At 63.4% G+C, this 24,544-nt stretch carries 20 protein-coding genes; 19 read left to right on the top strand and 1 reads right to left on the bottom strand.

Annotated features, from left to right (window positions below):
• Positions 1 to 23: 23 nt before the first annotated feature.
• Entirely contained in the window at positions 24 to 440 is a 417-nt protein-coding gene (locus KP004_RS13000) for a MerR family transcriptional regulator (protein WP_216798960.1), read from the bottom strand.
• 500 nt (positions 441 to 940) lie between these two features.
• On the opposite strand from KP004_RS13000, the gene scpC reads away from it, so the two are divergent.
• The 19 genes from scpC to KP004_RS12905 all read left to right on the top strand — a co-directional run bounded on the left by scpC (position 941) and on the right by KP004_RS12905 (position 24,543).
• Positions 941 to 2,500, top strand: coding sequence for a succinyl-CoA:acetate CoA-transferase ScpC (scpC, locus tag KP004_RS12995; RefSeq protein ID WP_216798959.1), 1,560 nt, complete (start codon positions 941 to 943; stop codon positions 2,498 to 2,500).
• Positions 2,501 to 2,523: 23 nt separating this feature from the next.
• On the top strand, positions 2,524 to 3,363 hold the full coding sequence (locus KP004_RS12990) for an IclR family transcriptional regulator (RefSeq protein WP_216798958.1): 840 nt from the start codon (positions 2,524 to 2,526) through the stop codon (positions 3,361 to 3,363).
• A 115-nt stretch (positions 3,364 to 3,478) separates the two neighbouring features.
• Positions 3,479 to 3,784 carry a DUF485 domain-containing protein gene (locus tag KP004_RS12985; RefSeq protein WP_216798957.1) on the top strand — a complete coding sequence of 102 codons (306 nt, stop codon included), beginning with the start codon at positions 3,479 to 3,481 and terminating at the stop codon, positions 3,782 to 3,784.
• 32 nt (positions 3,785 to 3,816) lie between these two features.
• Entirely contained in the window at positions 3,817 to 5,826 is a 2,010-nt protein-coding gene (locus tag KP004_RS12980) for a solute symporter family protein (RefSeq protein WP_216798956.1), read from the top strand.
• A gap of 305 nt (positions 5,827 to 6,131) precedes the next feature.
• Positions 6,132 to 6,716 carry a DUF6125 family protein gene (locus tag KP004_RS12975; RefSeq protein ID WP_216798955.1) on the top strand — a complete coding sequence of 195 codons (585 nt, stop codon included), beginning with the start codon at positions 6,132 to 6,134 and terminating at the stop codon, positions 6,714 to 6,716.
• Positions 6,717 to 6,741: 25 nt separating this feature from the next.
• Positions 6,742 to 9,990: a fused isobutyryl-CoA mutase/GTPase IcmF gene (gene icmF / locus KP004_RS12970; protein ID WP_216798954.1), complete on the top strand. Its 3,249-nt coding sequence runs from the start codon at positions 6,742 to 6,744 to the stop codon at positions 9,988 to 9,990.
• 97 nt (positions 9,991 to 10,087) lie between these two features.
• Complete coding sequence (locus tag KP004_RS12965; protein WP_216798953.1) at positions 10,088 to 10,621, top strand: nitroreductase family protein; 534 nt, start codon at positions 10,088 to 10,090, stop codon at positions 10,619 to 10,621.
• Positions 10,615 to 11,781 carry a M24 family metallopeptidase gene (locus tag KP004_RS12960; protein ID WP_216798952.1) on the top strand — a complete coding sequence of 389 codons (1,167 nt, stop codon included), beginning with the start codon at positions 10,615 to 10,617 and terminating at the stop codon, positions 11,779 to 11,781. Before KP004_RS12965 ends, KP004_RS12960 begins: the two co-directional genes overlap by 7 nt.
• Positions 11,782 to 12,036: 255 nt before the next feature.
• On the top strand, positions 12,037 to 13,212 hold the full coding sequence (locus KP004_RS12955) for a thiolase family protein (RefSeq protein ID WP_216798951.1): 1,176 nt from the start codon (positions 12,037 to 12,039) through the stop codon (positions 13,210 to 13,212).
• Between the two features lie 41 nt (positions 13,213 to 13,253).
• Positions 13,254 to 14,105: a 3-hydroxybutyryl-CoA dehydrogenase gene (locus KP004_RS12950; RefSeq protein ID WP_216798950.1), complete on the top strand. Its 852-nt coding sequence runs from the start codon at positions 13,254 to 13,256 to the stop codon at positions 14,103 to 14,105.
• A gap of 18 nt (positions 14,106 to 14,123) precedes the next feature.
• Positions 14,124 to 14,906 (top strand): enoyl-CoA hydratase/isomerase family protein, encoded by a 783-nt coding sequence (locus KP004_RS12945; RefSeq protein WP_216798949.1) that lies wholly within the window; start codon positions 14,124 to 14,126, stop codon positions 14,904 to 14,906.
• Between the two features lie 193 nt (positions 14,907 to 15,099).
• Positions 15,100 to 16,239: an acyl-CoA dehydrogenase gene (locus KP004_RS12940; protein WP_216798948.1), complete on the top strand. Its 1,140-nt coding sequence runs from the start codon at positions 15,100 to 15,102 to the stop codon at positions 16,237 to 16,239.
• Positions 16,240 to 16,321: 82 nt separating this feature from the next.
• On the top strand, positions 16,322 to 18,439 hold the full coding sequence (locus KP004_RS12935) for a heterodisulfide reductase-related iron-sulfur binding cluster (RefSeq protein WP_216798947.1): 2,118 nt from the start codon (positions 16,322 to 16,324) through the stop codon (positions 18,437 to 18,439).
• Between the two features lie 28 nt (positions 18,440 to 18,467).
• A complete protein-coding gene (locus KP004_RS12930; RefSeq protein WP_216798946.1) occupies positions 18,468 to 19,244 on the top strand; it encodes an electron transfer flavoprotein subunit beta/FixA family protein in 777 nt (258 codons plus the stop codon).
• Positions 19,245 to 19,358: 114 nt separating this feature from the next.
• Positions 19,359 to 20,300, top strand: a complete 942-nt coding sequence (locus tag KP004_RS12925) for an electron transfer flavoprotein subunit alpha/FixB family protein (RefSeq protein WP_216798945.1) — start codon at positions 19,359 to 19,361, stop codon at positions 20,298 to 20,300.
• 111 nt (positions 20,301 to 20,411) lie between these two features.
• On the top strand, positions 20,412 to 21,569 hold the full coding sequence (locus KP004_RS12920) for an acyl-CoA dehydrogenase family protein (protein WP_216798944.1): 1,158 nt from the start codon (positions 20,412 to 20,414) through the stop codon (positions 21,567 to 21,569).
• A 40-nt stretch (positions 21,570 to 21,609) separates the two neighbouring features.
• Positions 21,610 to 22,575, top strand: a complete 966-nt coding sequence (locus KP004_RS12915) for a CoA transferase subunit A (protein WP_216798943.1) — start codon at positions 21,610 to 21,612, stop codon at positions 22,573 to 22,575.
• Between the two features lies 1 nt (position 22,576).
• Positions 22,577 to 23,398 (top strand): CoA-transferase subunit beta, encoded by an 822-nt coding sequence (locus KP004_RS12910; protein ID WP_216798942.1) that lies wholly within the window; start codon positions 22,577 to 22,579, stop codon positions 23,396 to 23,398.
• Between the two features lie 332 nt (positions 23,399 to 23,730).
• A complete protein-coding gene (locus KP004_RS12905; RefSeq protein WP_216798941.1) occupies positions 23,731 to 24,543 on the top strand; it encodes an electron transfer flavoprotein subunit beta/FixA family protein in 813 nt (270 codons plus the stop codon).
• Position 24,544: the final 1 nt, after the last annotated feature.

The following is a 24,544-nucleotide window of genomic DNA, read 5'->3' as shown; positions in this document are numbered from 1 at the left end:
GTGCCCCATAGCCTGTATTTACCTTACTGCTCGGCTTCCTTGGCCAGCGCGAACTGCTTCATCATCTTCTGTCGATACCCCACGATATCCTGTCGCAGCGACGCGAGCTGCGCCATCTTTTCATCCACCTTGGCGACATGCTGGTCGAGAGTCTCGATGAGACGCGGGATCATCTTCTCGGTCTGCTTTGCGTCGCCGTAGGCGGTATAGAGATCCTGCATCTCCCTGATGGTCAGCCCCAACTCTTTGAGCTTCATGATGAATCGTATTCTTCTGACATAGTAGGGGGTGTACCCCCTGGTGGCGCCGTCCTGCCGCTCCACCGAGTCAATTATCCCTACCTCTTCCCAGTAACGCAGGGTCCTCGTTGTCAGTCCCAACTCCTTCGCCAAGTCGCTGATAGAGACGATGTTCTCGCCTTCCTTCTGCCCATTCGTCATCCGCTTCACCTTTACGTAAATTGAGACATTCTCAAGGAAGCCCCGGGTTTTGTCAACCAATACTCCATGTCCGGAATCCGTGCGGAAGCTGCCGGCGAGAAAGAAAAATATGTTCAACGTAGAATTCCGTTTTATTTATGGTTGACATTAACGTAAACGATTGGTACATTTTTACCGCAGTCGCGGCTTGTGCGAATATATCTGCGTAAAAACAGTATTTTGAACGTGTAGGTGCTTCGTTGTAATTTGCAACTCGATTGTAGAGTTGCCTTAGGCGTCAAATTTGCGCTGACGGTGGTGGGCGGTATCGTAGGTTGGTTGGGACTTTTAGGTGTCGTGGACGAGGTGTGCGATGCCCGTCTTGCCAGGTTTGTTCACGTTATTCAAACCTATGTTTTGCAGAATCTGGTCCGCGTTAAAGCACAATAAATCCAGCGGCTAGCGGAAGTGACCGTGTTGAAAATAGTTTGTGTCTCATTCATTAAATAACGGAGGTTGAAATGAGCGAGTTGCGCAAGAGGATCAGAAAGACGAGCCTGCATTCGAGAATCATGACTGCCGAGGATACCATCCCTTTCTTCCGCAACGGCATGGACCTCGGCTGGTCCGGCTTCACCCCGGTCGGCTACCCGAAGGTGGTGCCGGCGGCCCTGGCCGATTACGTCGAGAAACACAACCTCCAGGGGAAGATGCGCTTCAACCTCTTCATCGGCGCCTCCATCGGCGCGGAGATCGAGGACCGCTGGGCTTCGCTTCTGATGACCGACAAACGCTGGCCCTACCAGACCGGTAAGGTGGTGCAAAAGCAGGTGAACAACGGCACGGTTCGCATGGGGGACAAGCACCTCTCCGTCTACGCCCAGGACCTGGCCTACGGGTTCTACACCAAGGAGCGGGGGGGCGGCTTCGACCTGGGGCTCATCGAGGCGAGCGGCATCACCGAGGAAGGCCACATCATCCTCGGGGGCTCCATCGGCTGCGCCACCGAGGTGATCCAGCACTCCGACAAGCTCATCATCGAGATCAACACCGCCATTCCCTCCTTCGAGGGGATCCATGACATCGTCATGACCGAGCGTCCTCCCTACAAGAAACCGTACCTGATCAGCAGGGTGGACGACCGGATCGGTTCCCCCTACGTCCCCTGCGACCCGGACAAGATCCTCGCCATCGTGGAGTCACGCCTGCCTGACAAGGGGCGCGCCTTATCCGACCCCGACGAGACCTCCGAGCAGATCGCCGCCCACATCCTCGACTTCTTCCAGTTCGAGGTGAAGGCGGGCCGCCTGCCGAAAAACCTCCTGCCGCTGCAGTCCGGCGTGGGCAACATCGCCAACGCGGTGGTGGGGGGCATGGTCAAGGGACCCTTCTCCAACGTGAAGGTCTGGACCGAGGTAATCCAGGACACCATGCTGGACTTCTTCGACTCCGGCAAGCTCGATTTCGCCTCCTCCACCTCGCTCTCCCTCTCCGAAAACGGCTTCAAACGGCTCTACGACAACTGGGATTTCTACGTACAGAAGGTCGTTTTGCGCCCCATGCAGATCAGCAACAACCCCGAGCCGATCCGGCGCCTGGGGGTGATCGCCATGAACACGCCGGTCGAGTTCGACATCTACGGCCACGCCAACTCGACCCTGGTCGGGGGGACCCGCATGATCAACGGCATCGGCGGCTCCGGCGACTTCCTGAGAAACGCATACCTCTCCATCATGCACACCCCGTCGACGCGCCCATCAAAGACCGACCCCACCGGCATCACCTGCGTGGTCCCCATGGCGCCCCACGTCGACCACACCGAGCACGACCTGGATGTCCTGGTCACCGAGCAGGGGCTCGCGGACCTGCGCGGCCTCTCCCCCCAGGAGCGCGCCAGGACCATCATCACCAAATGCGTCCATCCCGACTACAAGCCGCTGATGCAGGAGTACTACGAGCGGGCGAAGCGGGAATGCTGCGAGTTGAACGTGGGGCATGAGCCGCACATGCTCTTCAAGGTGTTCAAGATGCAGCAGCACCTGGCGGAAAAAGGGACCATGAAGATCGACAACTGGAACTAACCGGCATCTTTTGAGGTGGACGGATGGAAACGCAGAAAGGTGAGCTTTCGCGCGACGAGTTGCAAAAGGCGGTCGAGCTCCTCGAAATCGTGGCGGCGCAGGGTGCGCGCTGTTCCCTGACGGCGCTGGCGCGCCAGGCCGCCATCACCCCGTACCGGGCACGGCTTCTCCTGGCGCTTTTGGAGGACAAGGGGCTGGTGGCGTGCGCGGTGCAAAGCGGGAAGTACGACGAAAGCCGGGCCAGGAAACTCGCCCGGTCCCTGCTGCACAATGCCCGCGACAACCGGCTTCTCGGCCCGCTGGTGCGCTCGGTCCTGTCCGAGCACGACGACGACCTGAAGGTGACCATCCTGAAGGACGCCCGGCCGGTGCTGGAGGCACTGGCCCGCCGCCACAACGAGGCGATCTGCATGGCGATCCCCAAGGGGGACGAGGTGCTGCTGCTGGACCTGGTGGATCCCCTGCAGCAGGGGAGGGGAGAGCCGCTGGTGGGAAGGCGCTTCCCCTTTTTCGCCAACGCCGCCGGCAAGGTGATGCGGGCCATCGATTCGTGGGACCTCTTGGAGCAGATCGGGAGGAGGTGGCGCGGCAGCCGGGGCGGGTGTCCGGACCTGGCTGCCTTGCGGGTCGAACTGGAAAAGATCCGGGTGAACGGGGTCGCGGTGGAATGCAGCGGCATGGGGGACGGGGTGGTCACCGTGGCGGTGGCGGTCAGGGATTACGCCGGCAAGGTGGTGGGCGCCCTGATGCTTTTCGGCCCGTCGTTTCGACTGCTGGGAGATCGGCTGGAGCAGGAGATCATCCCCTCCCTGCGCCTGAGCGCCGAACTCCTCTCCGCGCGGTTCGGCTATGCCCCACCCTGAAGCACGCGACCCTTTCCTGGAGCTATTGGCTCCCCCGGCGCAGGCGGGGGGATGAGGACGGAAGCGGCGGCGCCGCTTTCAGACACTGGTAACCCTAACAGAAGGAGTGACGGCCATGTCGGAAAAACAGCAATGGGAAGCAATCGCCAACCACAGCAAGTTCATCGAGCTAAAGCGCAAGAAACGAAACTTCCTCTTCAGCTGGTGGATCATCTCGACCATCTACTACCTCCTGCTTCCGGTCATCTCGGGCTATTTCCCCGAGGCCTTCAGGGTCAAGGTCATTGGCCCCATCAACTTCGGCTACCTCTTCATCCTGTCCCAGTTCGTCATGGCCATCGGGGTGGCGATCTACTACGCCCACGTGGCCAACAAGACCTTCGACCGGCTCACCAAGCAGCTGCTGGAAGCCTTGCAATAGATTCGTCCATCAATCAAAGAGGGGGACCAGATATGAAAAAGAGGATCGCCGCTTTAACCGTAGCACTGTCGCTATCGATGTTCGGCGCGGCTGCCGTCAGCGCCCAGGCGCCCGCCACAGCCGCAGCTCCTCAGGCCACCGCTACCGCCGCCGCACCGGTCCAGGCCGCCGCCCCACCTGCCCAGGCCACCGGCGCGACCCAGGCCGCTCCTGCTCCTAACGCGGCGGCAAAGGTCGCGGCGGCGCCGGCCAAGGGTGGTGCTCCGGCCAAGATCACCCCCAACCGCGGCATAACCATCGGCATGTTCGCGCTCATCATCGCCGTCACCATGGGGGTCGTGGTCTGGGCCGCCAAGAAGACCCAGACCGCATCGGACTTCTATACCGCAGGCGGGGGGATCACCGGCTTCCAGAACGGCTGGGCCATCGCCGGCGACTACATGTCCGCCGCGTCCTTCCTCGGGATGTCCGGCCTCATCTCGCTCTACGGCATCGACGGCTTCATGTACGCGGTGGGGCCGATGTTCTCCTTCATCGCCATCCTCCTCGTCATCGCCGAGCCCTGCAGAAACGCGGGCAAGTACACGTTGGGCGACATCCTCTCCTTCAGGAGCTCCCCAAAGGTGGTGCGCGGGGTCGCCGCGCTCTCGACGGTGACGGTCTCCATCTTCTACCTCATCGCGCAGATGGTGGGCGCGGGCAAGCTGATGCAGATGCTTTTGAACATCCCGTACCGGGTCTCGGTCATCGGCGTGGGCGCTCTCATGGTCGCCTACGTGGTATTCGGCGGCATGAAGGCGACCACCTGGGTGCAGATCATCAAGGCATCGCTTCTCATGGGCGCGACGACTGTCCTGTGCCTGCTGGTAGCCATCAAGGCGGGCTTCAACCCGGTCGGCTTCTTCACGGACGTGGTCAGCAACAGCGCCATCCAGGAGCACGTGCGCATGAACGTCTTAAAGGACGTGATCGCAAAACCCGGCGTCGACTACGGCCAGAGGTTCCTCGAGCCCGGCCTGTTCCTCAAAAATCCCCTGGACCAGATCTCGCTCGGCCTCGCCTGGGCGTTGGGCGCCGCAGGGCTCCCCCACATCCTGATGCGCTTCTTCACCGTTCCCAGCGCGAAGGATGCGCGCAAGTCGATCATCGTGGCCCTGTTCCTCAACTCCAGCTTCTTCTTCATGATCAGCGTGATCGGCTTCGGCGCCGCGCTCTACCTCACCCCGCAGGCGATCTCGGCGGTCGACAAGGGGGGCAACATGGCGACCCTGCTCCTGGCCCAGCACATGGGCGGCGGCCCGGGGAGCCTCGGCGGCGACATCTTCCTCGCCTTTATCTGCGCGGTCGCCTTCGCGACCATCCTGGCCGTCGTCTCCGGCCTGGTGCTGGCAGCCTCCGCCGCCATCGCCCACGACGTCTACGTCAACATCATCAAGGACGGCAAGGCGGATCAGCAGCTGCAGGTGAAGGTGGCCCGCATCACCTCGCTCTTCGTGGGCACCTCGGCCATCGTGATGGGGCTCATGGCCGAGAAGGAGAACGTGGTGGCCCTGGTGGCGCTCGCCTTCGCGGTCGCGGCTTCGGGCAACTTCCCGGTGATCATGTTCTCCTTGTTCTGGCGCAAGTTCAATACGGCCGGGATCGTTTCCGGGCTGGTGGTGGGGACCATCTCAGCACTCGCCCTGGTGATGGTTTCGCCGGTGATGACCTATCCGAAGAAGATCGCGGCCGACGCCAAGAAGGTGGTGGAGACCCTGGAGAAGAAGCAGGCGGGCGGTGCGGTGCTGGCCGAGAAGGAAGTGCAGGCCCTCGAGAAATCGCGTGCCGAGTACGTGAAGAACAAGGACGGCAAGTCCATGGTGGGGCTCGATGCCCCGATCTTCCCGCTCAAGAACCCGGGCATCGTCTCGATCCCGCTGGGCTTCATGGCCGCCTTCTTTGGCTGTCTGCTCTTCAGGGAGCGCCGTGCCGAGGAGATGTTCGACGAGATCGACGTGCGCCAGAATACCGGCATCGGCATCGCCAAGGCGGCCGACCACTAGCCCTTTGCACCAAACCGGCCCCTGGCATCGCCAAGGCAGCCGGCCACCAGCTCTTTTGCCCAAAACGGCCCCCCTCCCGACCTCCCCCCTCCGGGGGGAGGGGCCCCGCTGGCTTTCACCAGGCAGGCGAGTTGTCTTCTGCCTCCGGGGAACGGGCGCGAACACGTCCCCGCCCCCGGAGGGGGAGGGACAGGGAGGGGGAAAGTTTCCCACGGCTCTCCACCCTATAGAGCCGCAGGGCAGCGCCCCTCCGGGAGGGACAGCAAGGGGGGAGCTTCAAACACAACCGACAAGGAGGTGAACCCGTGACACACGCTGACAACCTGCAGGAGATAGCCGCCGCTACGCAGCCGGAGGGAGACGAGGGGATTCAGCTCCTCTACTCCCTCAGCAAAGAGGAACTGGTCAGGATCATCGTCGATGACGCCAAGAACTGGCTCGCCCACGACGGGGTCTGGTTCCAGTCCCTGGAGAAGAAGTACGGCATGGACGTGGCGGTGGACATCGACACCGACGCCTGGCGGCTCTTCACGGCCATCGAGGCGAAAAGGATCATGGAGCGCCTCTCCATGAAGCCCGGCGGCGGCATCCCGGCACTGGTCGAGTGCCTGAAGCACCGCTTCTACGCCAGGCTGAACCTCCAGGAATGCATCGAGGTGAGCGACACCCGGGCCGTATTCCGGATGATCGACTGCCGGGTGCAGTCCGCCCGCAAGCGCAAGGGGCTCCCGGACCACCCCTGCAAGTCCGTGGGCATCGTGGAATACTCCGAGTTCGCCCGGACCATCGATCCCCGGATCGCGACCCGCTGCATCGCCTGTCCCCCCGACCCGCACCCCGAGGAGTTCTGGTGCGCCTGGGAGTTCACCCTGACCTCGGGGCAGCCGTAAAGACCACGTTACAAGGAGAAACGACATGCACATAGCCGCTGCGGAGCCTTATCGCTCCAGACACAAGATCCGTTTCGTCACGGCGACCAGTCTCTTCGACGGGCACGATGCCGCCACCAACATCATCCGGCGGATGCTCCAGTCCTCGGGCGCGGAGGTGATCCACCTGGGACACAACCGCTCCGTGGACGCCATCGTCACCGCCGCCATCCAGGAGGACGCCCAGGGCATCGCGGTGAGCTGCTACCAGGGGGGGCATGTCCCGTTCTTCAAGTACATCTGCGATCTGCTAAGGGAGCGCGGCGCCGACCACATCAGGGTCTTCGGAGGGGGGGGCGGCGTCATCGTCCCCGACGAGGTCCGCGAGATCGAGGCGTACGGGGTGAGCAAGATCTTCTCCCCGGAGGACGGCAGGCGGATGGGGCTGCAGGGGATGATCAACCACATGCTGGAGCTGTGCGACTTCAGCCCGGAGCGCGACACCGACCGGGAGATCGAGCGGCTCAAGGAGCGGGACATCCGCGCGGTCAACACCCTGATCACCCTCGCCGAGCAGGCGGTGCACGACCAAAGCGAGGGGTACGGCGCGGTACGGGAGCGGATCCGGTCCATGGGGCGCGACGTACCCGTGGTCGGCATCACCGGGACCGGCGGCGCCGGCAAGAGCTCGCTCACCGATGAGCTGGTGCGCCGCTTCGTCAGGGATTTCCCCGAGAAGAGCGTGGCGATCCTCGCGGTGGACCCCTCCCGGCAGCGCACCGGCGGCGCGCTTTTAGGCGACCGGATCAGGATGAACTCCATCAACACCGACCGGATCTACATGCGCTCCCTGGCCACCCGCGATTCCCGCTCCGAACTTTCGGCGGCGATACGCGACGCCATCGACGTGGTGCGCGCCTCCGGCTTCGATCTCGTGATCGTGGAGACCTCGGGGATAGGCCAGGGGGACGCCGGGGTGGTGGATATCTGCGACGTCTCGCTCTACGTGATGACCTGCGAGTTCGGTGCTCCCACCCAGCTCGAGAAGATCGACATGCTGGACTTCGCCGACCTGGTGGCGCTCAACAAGTTCGAGCGCAAGGGGGCAGAGGACGCGCTACGAAACGTGCGCAAGCAATACCGTCGCAACCGTAACCTCTTCGACATCCCGGATGCGGAACTCCCGGTCTACGGCACCATCGCCTCCCAGTTCAACGACCCCGGCACCAACGTGCTGTACCGGGCCCTCCTGGACCGGGTCAACGAGAAGAAGCAGAGGGGGTGGCAGTCGCGCCTGCAGATCACCGAGCGCGAGAGCCTGAAGCAGTACATCATCCCGCCGGACCGGGTGCACTACCTGGGGGAGATCGTTCAGAGCGTGCGCGGCTACCGTAAGAGTGTCGAGGAGCAGGCGGCCGTGGCACGGACCCTGTTCCAGCTCTCCGGGGCCAGGAGGGAGGTGAAGGGGGAGGGTACCATCGCCGAGCTGGACCAGGTCATCGGTTGCTTCTCCGCCAAACTGCAGGAAGAGCCGCGGCGCATCATCGACGGCTGGAAGGGTCTCAAGGAGTGCTACCGCCAGGATGCGCAGGTCACCCGCGTGCGCGACAAGGAGATCCGCACCGAGCTCTACACCACGTCCCTCTCCGGGACCAGGATCCCGAAGGTCTGTCTCCCCGACTACGAGGACTGGGGGGAGATCGTCAAGTGGTCCATGAAGGAGAACCTCCCCGGCTTCTTCCCGTACACGGCCGGCGTCTTCCCGTTCAAGCGCGCCGAGGAGGACCCCAAACGGCAGTTCGCCGGCGAGGGGACCCCGGAACGGACCAACCGGCGCTTCCATTACCTGTGCCAGGACGACGGCGCCAAGCGCCTCTCCACGGCCTTCGACAGCGTGACCCTCTACGGCGAGGACCCGGACTTCCCGCCCGACATCTACGGCAAGGTGGGTGAGAGCGGGGTCTCCATCTGCACCGTCGAGGACATGGAGAAGCTCTACGCCGGCTTCGACCTCTGCGCCCCCTCGACCAGCGTGTCCATCACCATCAACGGACCGGCGCCGATCATGCTGGCCTTCTTCTTTAACGCGGCCATCCGGCAGCAGCTGGAGCAGTTCAGGGCCGCACAGGGGCGCGAACCGTCCCCCGCCGAATATGCGGAGCTTAAGGCCCGCACCCTGCAGACCGTGCGTGGCACCGTCCAGGCCGACATCCTCAAGGAGGACCAGGGGCAGAACACCTGCATCTTCTCGACCGAATTCGCGCTCAGGATGATGGGGGACATCCAGCAGTACTTCATCGAGCAGCAGGTGCGCAATTACTACTCGGTCTCCATCAGCGGCTACCATATCGCCGAAGCCGGGGCCAATCCCATCTCGCAGCTCGCCTTCACCCTGTCCAACGGCTTCACCTACGTGGAGTACTACCTGTCGCGCGGCATGCATATCGACGACTTTGCGCCCAACCTCTCCTTCTTCTTCAGTAACGGCCTCGACCCGGAGTACACGGTGATCGGCCGGGTGGCGCGGCGCATCTGGGCTGTGGTGATGCGCGAGAAGTACGGCGCCAACGACCGCAGCCAGAAATTGAAGTACCACATCCAGACCAGCGGCCGGTCGCTGCACGCCCAGGAAATGGATTTCAACGACATACGCACCACGCTGCAGGCCCTGATGGCCCTCTATGACAACTGCAACTCGCTGCACACCAACGCCTACGACGAGGCGGTGACCACGCCGTCGGAGGAGTCGGTGCGGCGCGCCATGGCGGTGCAGATGATCATCACCAAGGAGCTCGGGCTCGCCAAGAACGAGAACCCGCTCCAGGGCGCCTTCATCATCGACGAGCTTACCGACCTCGTGGAGGAGGCGGTTCTCGCCGAGTTCGAGCGGATCGACCAGCGCGGCGGCGTCCTAGGCGCCATGGAGACCCAGTACCAGCGCAGCAGGATCCAGGACGAGTCCATGCTCTACGAGGCGAGAAAGCACTCCGGCGAGCTCCCCATCGTCGGCGTCAACACCTTCCTCAACCCGCGTGCCGGCGAAGAGGGGTACCAGATCCCCGGCGAGCTGGCCCGCGCCACCGTTGAGGAGAAGGAGCAGCAGATCCGCAACCTGCGCGCGTTCCAGGAGCGGCACAAGGACCAGGCGCCACTCGCCCTGAAGCGGCTCCAGGAGACCGCGGTGGCAGGCGGCAACATCTTTGCGGAGCTGATGGAGACGGTGCAGTGCGCCTCGCTGGGGCAGATCACGAGGGCCCTCTACGAGGTGGGAGGGGAGTATCGGCGCAACATGTAGCGGGAGGAGCCTTGAGGCCCAACGTTCCCTCCCCCGGAGGGGGAGGGACAGGGAGGGGGAAGCCTTTGCTCTTCGAATTCGAGACCAGGAGAACACGATGGACGTATTCCAAGCCATAAACGACAGAAGAAGCATCCGGAAGTACCGGGACACCCCGGTAGAGTGGGACAAGGTGAGCCAGGTGCTCGACGCGGGGCGCCTGGCGCCGTCCTGGAAGAACATGCAGTGCTGGCGCTTCCTGGTGCTCTCCGCAACGGGAAAGCGGAGCGCGCTGCTGGACGCGTTCCCCGATGACAACCCCGGGAAAAAGGCGCTGGCTCAGGCGCCGGTAGTCATCGTGGTCTGCGCCGACCCGGCCCAGTCCGGCGTGGAGAACGGCATCGAGTATTACGTGGCCGATACCGCCATCGCCTTCGAGCACATCTGCCTGGCGGCGCACGGCCTGGGGCTCGGCACCTGCTGGATGGGGCTCTTCGACGAGCCGACCCTCAAGAAAGCGCTGGGCATCCCGGCAGGGATACGGGTGGTCGGTGTGACGCCGCTGGGGTACCCGGACCAGGAGCCCAAGGCACGGCCGCGCAAGGAACTGGCGGAGATCGCCTATCACAACAACTGGGGGGCAGCATGCTGACCAAGACCGAATCGGAGCAAAGGATAGCGAGGCTGCAGGAAAGGCTGAAACAGAGCGAGGTGGATGGCGCACTCTTCATCTATCCCATCGACATCTATTACTTTTCCGGCACGCGCCAGAACTCCGCGCTCTTTATTCCGGCAGAAGGGAAGCCGCGCCTCGTGGTGCGCAAAAGCTACTTCCGCGCCCAGGGGGAGAGCGTCATCGACGACACCCGCCCGTTTCCTTCCAGCAAAGAATTCCCCTCCCTGTTCCCGCCCCAGGTGAAGCGGATCGGCTTCACCTTCGACGTGGCGCCGGTGCAACAGTACCAGTACTACGCCAAGCTCCTGCCGGGGGTGGAGTTCGTCGACATCTCCTCGCTGAACCGGGAGTTGCGCAGCGTGAAGTCGGGACTGGAGCTGGAGCGGATGCGCGAAAGCGGCGCCCGGCTTTGCGACGTGTTCCGGGAGATCCCCGGTTTCCTGAAGGAGGGGATGCGCGAATTGGACCTCGCCGCGGAGTTCGAATACCGGCTGCGCAAGGCGGGGGGCGAGGGGTACGTCCGGATGCGTGCCTACAACCAGGAGCTGTTCCAGGGGCTCGCCGTCAGCTCCGGCGCCGGCAATCCCGGCTTCTTCGACGGCGCGGTCACCGGCCGGGGGCTCTCCAACGCCTCCCCCCACGGCGCCTCGACCGACGCCATCCAGGCGAATGCCCCGGTGCTGGTCGACTACACCGGGGTCTTCAACGGTTACATCGTGGACATGACCCGCATGTTCGTGGTGGGAACGCTCGCACCCGAGCTGGAGCATGCCTTTGCCACGTCGCTTAAGATCCAGCAGCACCTGGCCGAAAATCTGAAGCCGGGGGCGGTCTGCGAGGAGCTGTTCGCAAAGGCCGCGGAGCTGGCCGAGAGTGCGGGGCTCGGCCGCAACTTCATGGGTGCGCCGGGCGAGAACGCCAAGTTCGTAGGGCATGGCGTGGGGCTCGAGCTGGACGAGTTCCCCGTGCTGGCCCAGGGGTTCAAATCTCCCCTGCAGCAAGGGCAGACGGTGGCTATCGAGCCAAAATTCGTGCTTCCGGGTCTCGGCGTGATCGGAATCGAAAACACGTTTGCTGTGGCCCCCGACGGAGGGGTGAAACTGACGGATTTGTCGGATAATATCGTCTGTCTGTAAACACGAAAAACAATTTTTGTTTTAATGTTGGGCTCGCCAAGGCGGGCCCTTTTTTTGTGGTTGTTGCCTGCAAGTGTGCGTTTTGATATGTAAACATGCGCACTGGGTCTTTGTTTGACCCGGGGCGTGCTGCGGCGTGGCCGCCGGTGTGGTAAAATAATTTCACGCATTTATAATCACGTTATACTTTCGCTTGACTTTTACGTAAACGATAGATAAAGTTCTACACAACACAAACAACCGCGGGAGGAAACCATGCAAGACGTCTTCATTGTCGAATCACTGAGAACCCCTTTTGGCTCTTTTGGCGGCTCCCTCTCCGAGGTGGAGGCACCCGTGCTGGGGGGGACCGTGATAAAGGCGCTCCTGGAGCGAGCGGACCTGAACCCGTCCCAGGTTGACGAGGTCATCGCCGGGCAGGTGCTCAGTGCCGGGGTGGGGCAGGCGCCCGCCCGCCAGGCCATGCGCTACGCGGGCATCCCCGACGCGACGCACGCCATGACCATCAACAAGGTCTGCGGCAGCGGCCTGAAGTCAATCATGCTCGGCGCCGGTTCCATCATGTTGGGCGATTCTGAAATCGTCATCGCGGGGGGGATGGAGAACATGTCGCTCGCCCCCTTCGTTCTCAAGAAGGCGCGCTACGGCTACCGCATGGGGCACGGCGAGCTCATCGACCTCATGATCTACGACGGCCTGCAGGACCCGTACTCCGGGCGGCACATGGGGGACATCGCCGAAGAGGCCGCCGCGCGGCACGCCCTTTCCCGCGAGGTCCAGGACCAGTTCGCCACCCGCTCTTACGCAAAGGCGCAGGAGGCGGTTAGGGGCGGCATCTTAAAGGACGAAATCGTGCCGGTGCTGAAAAAGGCGCGTGGCGGCGAGGTGACCGTGGCCGAGGACGAGGAGCCGTTCAAGGTCGACTTCGGCAAGCTCCCCACCCTGAAGCCGGTCTTCAGGAAGGACGGCACCATCACAGCCGCCAACGCCTCGACCATCAACGACGGCGCCGCGTTTTCCCTGCTGGCCGGCGCCGACGCCGTGAAGCGCCTGAACCTGAAGCCCAGGGCGCGCATCGTGGCCCACGCCACCTGCAGCCTCCATCCCGAGCGCTACACCGAGGCTCCGGTGGGCGCCATCGAGGTCGCCTGCGCCAAGGCCGGGTTGAAGACCTCGGACATCGACCTCTTCGAGATCAACGAAGCCTTCGCCACGGTGGCGCTGATCGCCATCAAGGAGCTCGCCCTGGACCCGGAAAAGGTGAACGTGAACGGCGGCGCCTGCGCCATCGGTCATCCCATCGGCGCCAGCGGCGGCAGGCTCGCCGCGACGCTGGTCCGTGAACTGCACCGGCGCCAGGCCCGCTACGGCCTGGCCACGCTCTGCATCGGCGGCGGCGAGGCGGTCGCGGTGGTATTCGAGCGGGTCTGATCCGTACTTTTCCAGAAATCCAACTTCGACAGGAGGTTCACATGTTCAAGGTAATAGGCGTCATCGGGGCCGGGCAGATGGGAAGCGGCATCGCCCACGTCTTCGCCCAGCACGCATATCAGGTCCTGCTTTACGACATCTCCCAGGCCCAGCTGGACAAGGCGCTCAGATCGATCGAGCAGAACCTGGAGCGGCAGGCGAGGAAAGGGGTGATTTTCACCACCAGCATCGAAGGGATCATGACACGCATCACCGCCACCAAGGAACTCAAGGACTTCGCCCAGTGCGACCTGGTGGTGGAGGCGGCCACCGAGAACGAGAACCTGAAATTCGAACTGTTCAAGAAGCTGGACGAGATCGTGGCGCAGGAGACGATCCTCGCTTCCAACACCTCCTCGATCTCCATCACCCGCATCGCGGCCTGCACCAGGCGTCCGGACAAGGTGATCGGCATGCACTTCATGAACCCGGTGCCGATCATGCAACTGGTCGAAGTGATCCGGGGACTGGGCACCAGCGAGGAGACCTTCCAGGCCATAGGCGCCCTGGTTGCGCGCCTGGGCAAGGAGATGGCCGTTGCCAACGACTACCCCGGCTTCATCGTCAACCGGGTGCTGATCCCGATGATCAACGAGGCCATCTTCGCGCTCTACGAGGGGATCGCCACCGCCGAGGACATCGACAAGGGGATGAAGCTCGGCACCAACCAGCCCATGGGGCCGCTGGTCCTCGCTGACTTCATCGGGCTCGACACCGTGCTCGCCATCTGCAACGTCCTGCATGACGGCTTCAAGGATCCCAAGTACCGCCCCTGTCCGCTCCTGGTGAACATGGTCAACGCCGGGTATCTCGGCAAGAAATCGGGCAAGGGATTCTACGACTATCAGGGCTAGGCCCGGGGAGCGATCATCATGGAAAACCAGAACATCCTTTGCGATATCGCCGAGGGAGTGGCGACCGTCACGGTGAACCGCCCGGCGAGTCTGAACGCGCTGAACAGCCAGGTTCTCGGGGAGCTGGAGTGCACCCTCTACAAGCTGGAGCAGGACAACGCCGTGCGGGTCGTCATCCTCACCGGAGCCGGTGAAAAGGCCTTCGTCGCCGGCGCGGACATCAAGGAAATGGCGGAGATGACCTCCTTCGAGGGGCACCGTTTCGCCCTCCAGGGGCAGCGGGTCATGCTCTTCATCGAGAAGATGAGCAAGCCGGTCATCGCCGCCGTGAACGGTTACGCCCTTGGCGGCGGGCTGGAGCTGGCTCTCGCCTGCGACGTGATCTACGCCTCCGACAACGCCAAGCTCGGCTTCCCCGAAGTCACCTTGGGGATCATCCCCGGTTTCGGCGGCACCCAGAACCTCTCCCGGCTCATCGGCCCCAACCGGGCCAAAGAGCTGGTCCTGAGCGGCAGGATGATCAACGCGCAGAAAGCGCTCGCCTGGGGTGTCGTCAACGAAGTCGTCGCGCAGGCGGAGCTTGCGGCGAAGGCCCTGGATCTGGCGCGGGAGATCGCCAAAAACGGCAGTCTCGGCGTCGGCTACGCCAAGAACGCCATCGTCAACGGTCTCAACATGACCAAAGAGGACGGCTTCCGCTACGAGAGCTCCCTCTTCGGAGTCCTCTTCGCCACCGAGGATCAGAAGGAAGGCATGGGCGCCTTCGTCGAGAAGCGCAAGGCGCAGTTCCAGGGCAAATAAAAAGGCAGTTCTACGTTCTATGTTCTACGTTCTACGTTGAGAACCGAGGCGGCTTCCAAAAAGACGCATTAGCACTGACGTCGGAGCCATCAGGAAGGGAACAAAGAACATAGAACCTGACCAGCATTAGTGGGGTAAACGTAGAACTTAGAACGTAGAACATAGAACGTCTTCTAAAAAGGGGGAGGATGCGATGGATTTCGAACTGAGCCAGGACCACAAGGTATTGAGGGATTCGGTGCGCGAGTTCGTGGAGAAGGAGATCAAGCCGATCGCGATGAAGATCGACGAGGAGCACATGATTCCGGACGCGCTGGTGCAAAAGATGGGTGAAATGGGCTTTCTGGGGAGCTACTTCCCCGAGGAGTACGACGGGGCCGGCCTCGACATGCTCTCCTACGCCATCGTGGTCGAGGAGGTCTCCAAGGCGTGCGGCTCCAGCGGCGTGCTCATCTCGGCCCACACCTCCCTGGCCTGCGGCCCGATCTACACCTTCGGCACCGAGACGCAGAAGAAGAAGTGGCTCCCGGCGCTCAACACCGGCCGGGTGATCGGCTGTTTCCTCCTCACCGAGCCGGACGCCGGCAGCGACGCCGGGGCCATCTCCACGACCTACCGCCGCGAGGGCGATGAGTTCGTCATCAACGGCTCCAAGATCTTCATCACCAACGGCGGCTACCGGGGCACCGGCGTCCTGTTCGCCACCTCAGACAAGAGCCTCAAACACAGGGGTGTCTCGGCCTTCATCATCGACCTCAACTCCCCGGGCGTCGAGATCCTCAAGAACGAGAACAAGATGGGCATCCGCGGCAGCTACACCACCGCCTTCGCCCTGGACGGCGTCCGCATCCCGGCCGAGAACCTCCTGGGCCAGGAAGGGCAGGGCTTCAAGATCGCCATGGACACCCTGAACGGCGGGCGCATCGGCATCGCCTCGCAGGCGCTGGGCATCGCCGAGGGTGCCTTCGAGCGGGCGCTTTCCTACTCCAAGGAGCGCAAGCAGTTCGACCACCCCATCTGCGAGCTGCAGGCGGTCCAGTTCAAGCTGGCCGACATGTACACCCGCATCGAGACCAGCAAGCTGATGACCTACAAGGCGGCCTGCCTCAAGGACGCCAAGAAGAACTACACGGCGGAGTCGGCGATGTGCAAGATGCTCGCCTCCGAGGCCGCCACCTACGTCACCAAGGAAGCGATCCAGATCCACGGCGGCTACGGCTTCATCTGCGACTACGAGGTGGAGCGCATGTACCGCGACGCCAAGATCACCGAGATTTACGAGGGGACCAACGAGGTGCAGCGCGTGGTCATCTCGAAGATGCTTCTCGCGTAACTCCTCCCCCAGGAGGGGGGAGGCTGGGTGGGGGGAAGCCGGGCAGGGGCAATCGGCATCAGTCAACACGCAGGAGTGATTTATGGAAGCTACCAGGGAAATCTATTGGAACGTAGGGCACGGCGTGGTGCTCCCGATGTACCTGCTGACGCTGCTGGCCTTCGCCGCCTGTGCCTACGGGTGCTGGAAGCGGATCGAGGTCTACCGCCAGGGGAGACCCGTAAACCGCCTGGACAACCTCCGTGAACGGATCGCGCTGACGGCGACGAACCTGTTCGGCCAGACCAGGGTGCTGCGCGTCGCCGGCCCCGGGATCCCGCACGCACTGTTCTTCTGGGGCTTCGTCGTCCTCTTCATCGGGACGCTTTTCGTCATGGCGCAGGCCGATTTCTCGCAGCCGCTCTTCGGCGTCAGGATTCTCACCGGCAGCTTCTACAAGGGATACTCGCTGGTGCTGGACCTGGCCGGGCTGGCCGCGCTCTTCACCCTGTTCGGCCTCGCGCTGCGGCGCTTCGTGGCCCGTCCGGAGGGGCTCAAGATCACCCGCGACGATTACCTGATGCACGGCCTTCTGTCCGCCATCATCATCACCGGCTTCCTGGCCGAAGGCGTGCGCATGGCCGCCACCGAGCTGAACCAGAACCCGGAGCTGGCCCGCTTCTCGCCGATAGGGCTCTTCGTCGCCGGCCAGTTCGCAGCACTCGACCTGCAGTCCCTCAAGGAACTGCACCGGCTCTGGTGGTGGTGCCATTTCCTGCTGGTGACCGGCTTCATCGCCGCCATCCCGTGGACCAAGTTCCGTCACCTCTTAACCACCCCCGCCAACTACCTCTTCGTCGATTTGAGGCCGAAGGGGAGCATCGACACCATCGATCTCGAGGCCGAAGGGGTCGAACATTTCGGGGTGGACAAGGTCGCCGACCTCACCTGGAAGGACATTTTCGACGCCGACGCCTGCACCAGCTGCAAAAGGTGCCAGGACCGCTGTCCCGCCTTCAACACGGAGAAACCGCTTTCGCCCATGCAGGTGGTGCAGCAGATCGGCGAAACGGCGTGCACGGCGCCGCAGGCGGACCTGATCGGGACCGTTGGACGCGACGCCCTCTGGTCCTGCACCACCTGCCGTTCCTGCCAGGAGATCTGCCCGGCACAGGTGGAGCACGTCAACAAGGTCATCGAGATGAGGCGCAACCTGGTGCTCATGCAGGGGGAGTTTCCCGGCGAGGAGGTCATGGTCGCTGCCAACAACGTCGAGGTGAACGGCAATCCCTTCGGCATGGCCTACGCCGAACGCGGCAAGTGGGCCGACGGTCTCCCGGTGCGGCATCTCTCCGACGGGGAGGAGGCCGATATCCTCTACTTCGTCGGCTGCTACGCCTCCTTTGACAAGAGAAACCAGGAGGTGGCCAAGAGCTTCGTGAAGATCTGCGACGCTGCCGGGGTGAGCGTCGGCATCCTGGGCAAGGAGGAGCGCTGCTGCGGCGAGCCGCTGCGCAAGCTGGGCAACGAGTACCTGTACCAGATGACCGCGCAGGAGAACATCGAGCTGATCAAGGGGTACGGCGTGAAGAAGATCGTCACCACCTGCCCCCACTGCCTGAACACCCTGGGGCGCGACTACCGCGACCTGGGGCTCGATATCGAGGTCGAGCACTACACGGTGTTCATCGACCGGCTCATCGGCGAGGGCGCGCTCACCCTCGCTCCGCACCAGTTCGATTACACCTACCACGACTCCTGCTACCTGGGGCGCTACCAGGGAATCATGGAGCAGCCGCGCAACGTGCTGCACGTGGCGGGAGGGAGGATCAACGAGATGCAGCGGTCCGGGCTGGAGAGTTTCTGCTGCGGGGCCGGCGGCGGCCGGATCCTCGCCGAGGAGAAACTTGGCAACCGGATCAACGTGCAGCGGGTCAAAATGGCCGAGGCGACCGGCGCGCCGCTCATCGTCTCCAACTGCCCCTTCTGCCTCACCATGTTCGAGGACGGCATCAAGACCGGCGAGTGCGAAGGGAAACTGGCGGTGCGGGACCTGGCCGAGGTCGTGGTGGAACGGCTGGCCACGCCGGTGAACTTCGGGACGCCGGAAAAGGAACTGAGCCTGGCCGCGGTGGTGTCGCTGGCCGAGGCGTCCGGGAGAAAGGAGCAGGCCCCGCCGGAAGAAGAGCGGCTGGCGGCTGCGGAAGGTGTGTCGGCGTGACGCCGCAAAGAATTCAGAGGAGGAAGCTATGAAGATACTGGTATGCATCAAACAGGTACCGGACATGGAGTCCCGGTTCAGGGCCAACGGCGACAAGACCTGGTACGACGAGGCCGACCTCGCCTTCCGCATGAACGAATACGACGAGTACGCGGTCGAGCAGGCGGTCCAGCTCAAGGAGCAACTGGGTGGGGAGCCCGAGATCACGGTCCTCTCCATCGGCCCGGAGCGGACGGTGGAGGCGATCAAGAAGGCGCTCGCCATGGGCGGGGACCGCGCCGTCCACATCCAGGACGATCGCTACTACCAGAAGGATCCCTGGCAGATCGCCTCGATCATCGCGAGCTACGCCAAGGGGCAGGGCTTCGACCTCATCTTCACCGGCATGCAGTCCCAGGACCGCGGCTCGGCCCAGGTCGGCGTCACCGTCGCCGAGCTCCTTGGTATCTCCTGCGCCACCACCCTGGTCGGCTTCAGCTACGACGGCGGCACCGTGACCGTGAAGCGGGAACTGGAAGGGGGGATCAAAGGCGTGGCGAAGCTGAAGCTCCCGGCGCTGGTCACCTGCCAGCTGGGGCTCAACACCCCGCGTTACCCGACGCTTCCCAACATCATGAAGGCGAAGAAGAAGGAGATCGCCACCTTCCCGGTGGCCGAACTCTCCCAGGAAGCGGAACTGACCGCCACCGCCGCGATCTATCCTCCGGCCAAGAAGGGAGGCGGCATCGTGCTGGAAGGGGAACTGGGCAACCAGGTGGACCGGCTCATGGGGATACTGAAGGAAAAGATCGCGGTGCTCAGATAGCGAGGGCAGGGCGGAGGGGACTGGCTCCGCAGGTGCCTGTCCCCCTCTCTAAACGAGGGAGAACCGACCGCCACCGCAACGGGGCGACAAAATAGCGCTGCAACGGAGGGATCAATGAAAGCGTTACTGATAGGGGAATACCGGCAGGGCAAGCTCCTCGACACCACCTACGAACTTCTGGCCTTCGCCGATCGGCTCGGCGCCGAGAGCGCGCTGCTGCTGGTGGGAAACCAGTCACAACTTCCGAAATACGACGGCAGGCTGTACCTGGCCGACGCCGCGAAGTACGGCGAGTACAATCCGGACCTGCACAAGAAGCTGGTGCTGCAGGCGGTGGAGCGGGAGAACCCGGACTGCATCGTCTTCGTCCACTCCTCATACGGCTGGGATCTCGCCCCGCGTGTCGCCGCGGCCCTGAAGGTGGGGCAGGTGTCCGAGATCGTGGCGCTTAACGAAGGCGCCTTCGAGGTGAACGTCTGCAACGCCAAGCTGCGCCGGACCGTGACGCCTGCAAGGGGACTGGCTCCGTCAGGTGCCTGTCCCCTTTTGGTCCTCACCATCCAGGCCGGCGCCTTCACCCTGGCCGGTGAACCGCAGGGGACGCCGCAGGTGGAACCCCTGGAGCTGTCCCAGGCCGACTCAGGCATCGAGTTCGTAGGCTACGAGGCGGCCGAGCAGAAGGGGGTCGACCTGACCCGGGCCGAGGTGATCGTGAGCGCCGGCCGCGGCGTGGGCAAGAAGGACAACGTCCCCGTCATCGCCGCCCTGGCCAGCGCCCTGGGGGGAGAGCTCGGCGCGAGCCGCCCTGTGGTCGATGCCGGCTGGATCGATCACAGCCACCAGGTCGGTACCACGGGGCAGACCGTGAGCCCGAAGCTGTACGTCGCCTGCGGCATCAGTGGCGCCATCCAGCACCTGGCCGGTATGAAGAAGGCCGACTTCATCGTCGCCATCAACAAGGACAAGGACGCCCCCATCGGCGAGATCGCCGACGTCCTGGTGGTGGCCGACGTGATGCAGTTCGTCCCCGCCTTCACCGCCAAGTGCGCACGATGAAACAGTAGTGATGCCGGTCCGTCCCCTCCCCCGGAGGGGGAGGGTTAGGGAGGGGGCAGCGGCCCCTGCAGGAAGGCGAACAGCAACCGGAGTTGAAAGTGGGAGACACCGATGTTTCTCGAACTTACCGAAGAACAGAAGCTGATCCAGGAAACCGCCCGCAACTTCGCCCGTTCCGTGCTGGAACCGCTCGCGGCCAAGCTGGACCGTGAGGGGGATCATCCCGCCTTCCTTGCCAACCTGAAGAAGCTGGCGGAGTTGGGCTTCATGGGGCTGAACGTCCAGGGGGAGTATGGCGGTTCCGAGGCCGGTGTGGTCGCCTTCAGTGTCGCCATGACCGAAATCGCCCGCGCCTGCGCCTCCACCGCGGTGACCGTCTCGGTGAACAACATGGTGTGCGAGGTGATCCAGGCGATCGGCTCGCAGGAGCAGAAGGAGAAGTATATCCCGCGCATCTGTTCCGGCGCCTACGCCGCCGGGAGCTTCGCCCTCACCGAGACCGGCGCCGGATCCGATCCTGCCGGCATGACCACCACCGCCGTTCTCGACGGCGACAGCTGGGTTTTGAACGGCTCCAAGATCTTCATCACCAGCGCGCCCTACGCCGGCGTCTTCGTGGTCTGGGCGGTGACCGACAAGGAGGCGCCCAAAGGGAAGGGGATCAGCTGTTTCCTGGTGGAGCAGGGGACGCCGGGGCTCGTCATCGGCAAGCAGGAGGAGAAAACCGGGCAGCACGCCTCGGCCACCAACGAAGTGGTCTTTGACAACTGCCGCATCCCGAAGGACGCGCTGATGGGGAAGCTGAACGACGGTTTCCGGATTGCCGTCGCCGAGTTGGGTGGCGGGAGGATCGGCATCGGTTCCCTGGCGCTCGGCATAGGTCTCGCCGCCATGGACTACGCCACCCGGTACAGCACCGAGCGGGTGCAGTTCGGGCAGAAGATCAGCGCTTTCCAGGCTACCCAGTGGAAGATCGCCGACAGCTACACCGAACTGGAGGCTGCGCGCCTTTTGCTGATGAGCGCCGCCTTCCGCAAAGAGAGCGGCCGTCCCTTCGCCAAAGAAGCCTCCATGGCCAAGCTCTTCGCCACCGAGGCCGCCAATCGTGCCTGCTACAACGCCGTGCAGATGCTGGGTGGCTACGGCTACACCGCCGATTTCCCGGTCGAGCGCTACGCCCGCGACGTCAGGATCACCTCCATCTACGAGGGAACCAGTGAAATCCAGCGCGTCATCATCGCCCGCGAGATTCTGAAGAACCACAGCTAAAGACAGGTTGAGCCCTTAACCTCGTCTCAAGGAGGGACGCATGAGTAGCGGCAAGCGGATTACGTTGCAGCAGGCGGCCGAGATCGTGAAAAACGGCTCCAGCCTGACCTTTTCCGGCTTCACCATCTGGCGGCGCCCCTTCGCGCTGGTCTACGAACTGATCCGGCAAAGGAAGAAGGGACTCCACCTCATCGAGGTGAACGGCGGCCCCCAGACCGAGTTCCTGGTCGGTGCCGGGTGCGTCGACATCTGGGAGTCGTGCTGGGTCGGCCATGAGCTCTACGGCAAGTACGGCGCCAACCTCTCCAGAAAGGTCGGCAACAAGGAGATCCTGGTCGAGGATTACAGCCACGCCGAGATGCTGTTCCGCTTCAGCGCGGCCGCCTCGGGCGCTCCCTACGCCGTGACCCAGACCTCGCTCGGCACCGACATCCACAATCCCGCCTACGACACGCTCGGCAACGCAGGGCTTCGCGACGGCAAGCGCATCCCCAGCCACAAATACCGCTTCACCGAAGATCCCTTCTACGGTGCCGGCGCCCAGGTGCTGGTCCCGGCGGCCAAGGTGGACGTGGCCATCCTCTGCGTGCAGCAGGTGGGGGAGGAGGGGACGGTGCGGGTGAACGGCCAGTTCTACTCAGATCCCGAGGTGGCCAGGGCGGCCGACGTCACCATCGTCATCGCGGAGGAGATCGTCCCGGAAGAGTACCTTAGGCGCGACAGCGACCTGAATACCATCACCAGCTTCGAGGTCGATCACATCCTCGAAGTCCCCTTCGGCGCCCACCCCACGGGGATGTTCGGCCGCTACGATGTGGATGGCGCTTTCCTGAAGGACTTCTACGCCAAGACCAGGACCCAGGAAGGGTTCGATGCCTTTGCCAAGGAGTGGATTCACGGTCTGGACCACGTGGCCTACCTGGAGAAGCTCGGCTGGCCGAAGATGCTGAACCTGAAAGCCAATACAGCGCTCAAGTACAGCACCGGCGTGAAAAGGGGGCAGTGACATGAACAAAGAGTTCGCAAAACCTGAAGAATACGGGCTGGCCGATCTCCTCTGCTGCGCCGCCTCCCGCGAGGTGCAGGACCACGAAATCGTCTTCGCCGGCACCGGGCTCCCCATGGTGGCCATCATGCTGGCGCAGAAGACCCACGCGCCCAACCTCAAGCTGATCTTCGAGGCCGGGACGCTGGACGGCCGGCCGCCGGAGATTCCCACCTCGGTCGGCGACGCCCGCTGCGAGATGGGCGCCTCGCGCTCCTCGGGCCTGCACGACGCCTTCAGCATCGCCCAGCGCGGCTACGTCGACCTGGGGTTCCTAGGGGGCGCCGAGGTGGACCAGTACGGCAACGTCAACACGACCTGCATCGGCGATTACCTGAGCCCGGAGCTGCGCCTGACCGGCAGCGGCGGCAACCCCGACATCAACTCCTTCGCCAGGCGCACCGTGTTCATCATGGTGCATGAAAAGCGCCGCTTCACCGAGCAGGTGAGCTACATCACCAGCCCCGGCTGGCGGGTGCGCAAGTGGCCTGGCGGTGAAACCGTGCATCGGCGCGAGCTCTACGGCGCGGCCTACCGCGGCGGCCCCTCGGCGGTCATATCCACGCTGGGTGTGTTCCGTTTCGATGACGAGACCGGCCGGATCTACCTCGATACCTGTCATGCCGGCAACACGCCCGAGCAGATCCGGGAGATGTGTCAGTTCGACCTCGACATCACCCGGGTTAGCGGCGAAACCCTCCCTCCCACCAGGGAGGAGCTGCATTTCATCCACGAAGTGCTCGACCCGGAGCAGATCTTCATTCCCAAGGTGAAACGGGCGTAGCACGAAATTTTTAGGGCCTTTCGCTTTGTAAGTCCCCCTTTGCGAAGGGGGGTTGCCCAGAGGCAAATCCCCCCTGTCCCCCCTTCGCAAAGGGGGGACTCTAGGGCACGTGCGCTGTTAGTGGTCGACACTCCGCACTCCGCCGAGAATTACGGGAGCACCTGTCTGCTGTTCACGAAGGGCAGCACGAGAACTCGCGTCCTCCCCTTTGCGAAGGGGAGACAGAGAGGATTTTGCTAAGGTGGGAACGTAGCAAGATTTTCGGCATCAGCAAGAATTTTTTTTGCCAAGACTTTGCATTTTACGTCAACGTCAACTTTAGTGGAGTGTTCATGCTCGTCGTAGTCTGCATCAAACAGGTACCGGACACCACCCAGGTTCAGATCGACCCGGTCACCAACACCCTGATTCGCGAGGGAATCCCCTTCATCGTGAACCCGTACGACGCCCATGCCCTGGAAGAGGCGCTCAGACTGAAGGACCGCTTCGGCTTCCGCGTCGCCGCGCTTTCCATGGGCCCTCCCAATGCCGAGGCCACGCTCAAGAAGGCACTGGCCCTCGGGGTGGACCAGGCGATCCTCCTTTCCGATCGCGTCTTCGGAGGGGCGGACACCCTGGCGACCAGCCGGGTCCTCTCGGAGGCGATCGCGAGGCTCAACCGGCAGGAAAAAGTCGGCATCGTCATTTGCGGCAAGCAGACCATCGACGGCGATACGGCCCAGGTCGGCCCCGGCATCGCAACGCGCCTTGGTTACACCCAACTCACCCTGGTCGATCGGGTCGAAAAACTCGACCCCCTGCAGGACCGGATCACGGTGCGGCGCAAGCTGGAAGGGCGCCACGAGATGGTTGATGCACCTCTGCCCGTGCTGCTAACCGTGGTGCGCGAGCTGAACCGGCCCCGCTACCCGACCGTCCCTATGCGGCTGGAATCAGAGGAGGCGACGGTGCAGGTCTGGAGCAACCAGGAGCTGCAACTGGACCAGGAGGGGATCGGCCTGAAAGGCTCCCCGACCTGGGTGAGCCGGATCTTTTCGCCCGAGCGGCAGAAAGGGGAGATCGTGGGCGATGGCGCCGCTGACCCGGCAGGCGCCGCCAAACTGCTGATCGACAAACTTGTGAGCAGCGATCTGCTCGTCGTATAGG

This window comes from Geomonas oryzisoli, assembly GCF_018986915.1.
In the GTDB taxonomy this organism is placed as follows: Bacteria; Desulfobacterota; Desulfuromonadia; order Geobacterales; family Geobacteraceae; genus Geomonas; species Geomonas oryzisoli.
This window is presented reverse-complemented; position numbering and strand designations above follow the sequence as displayed.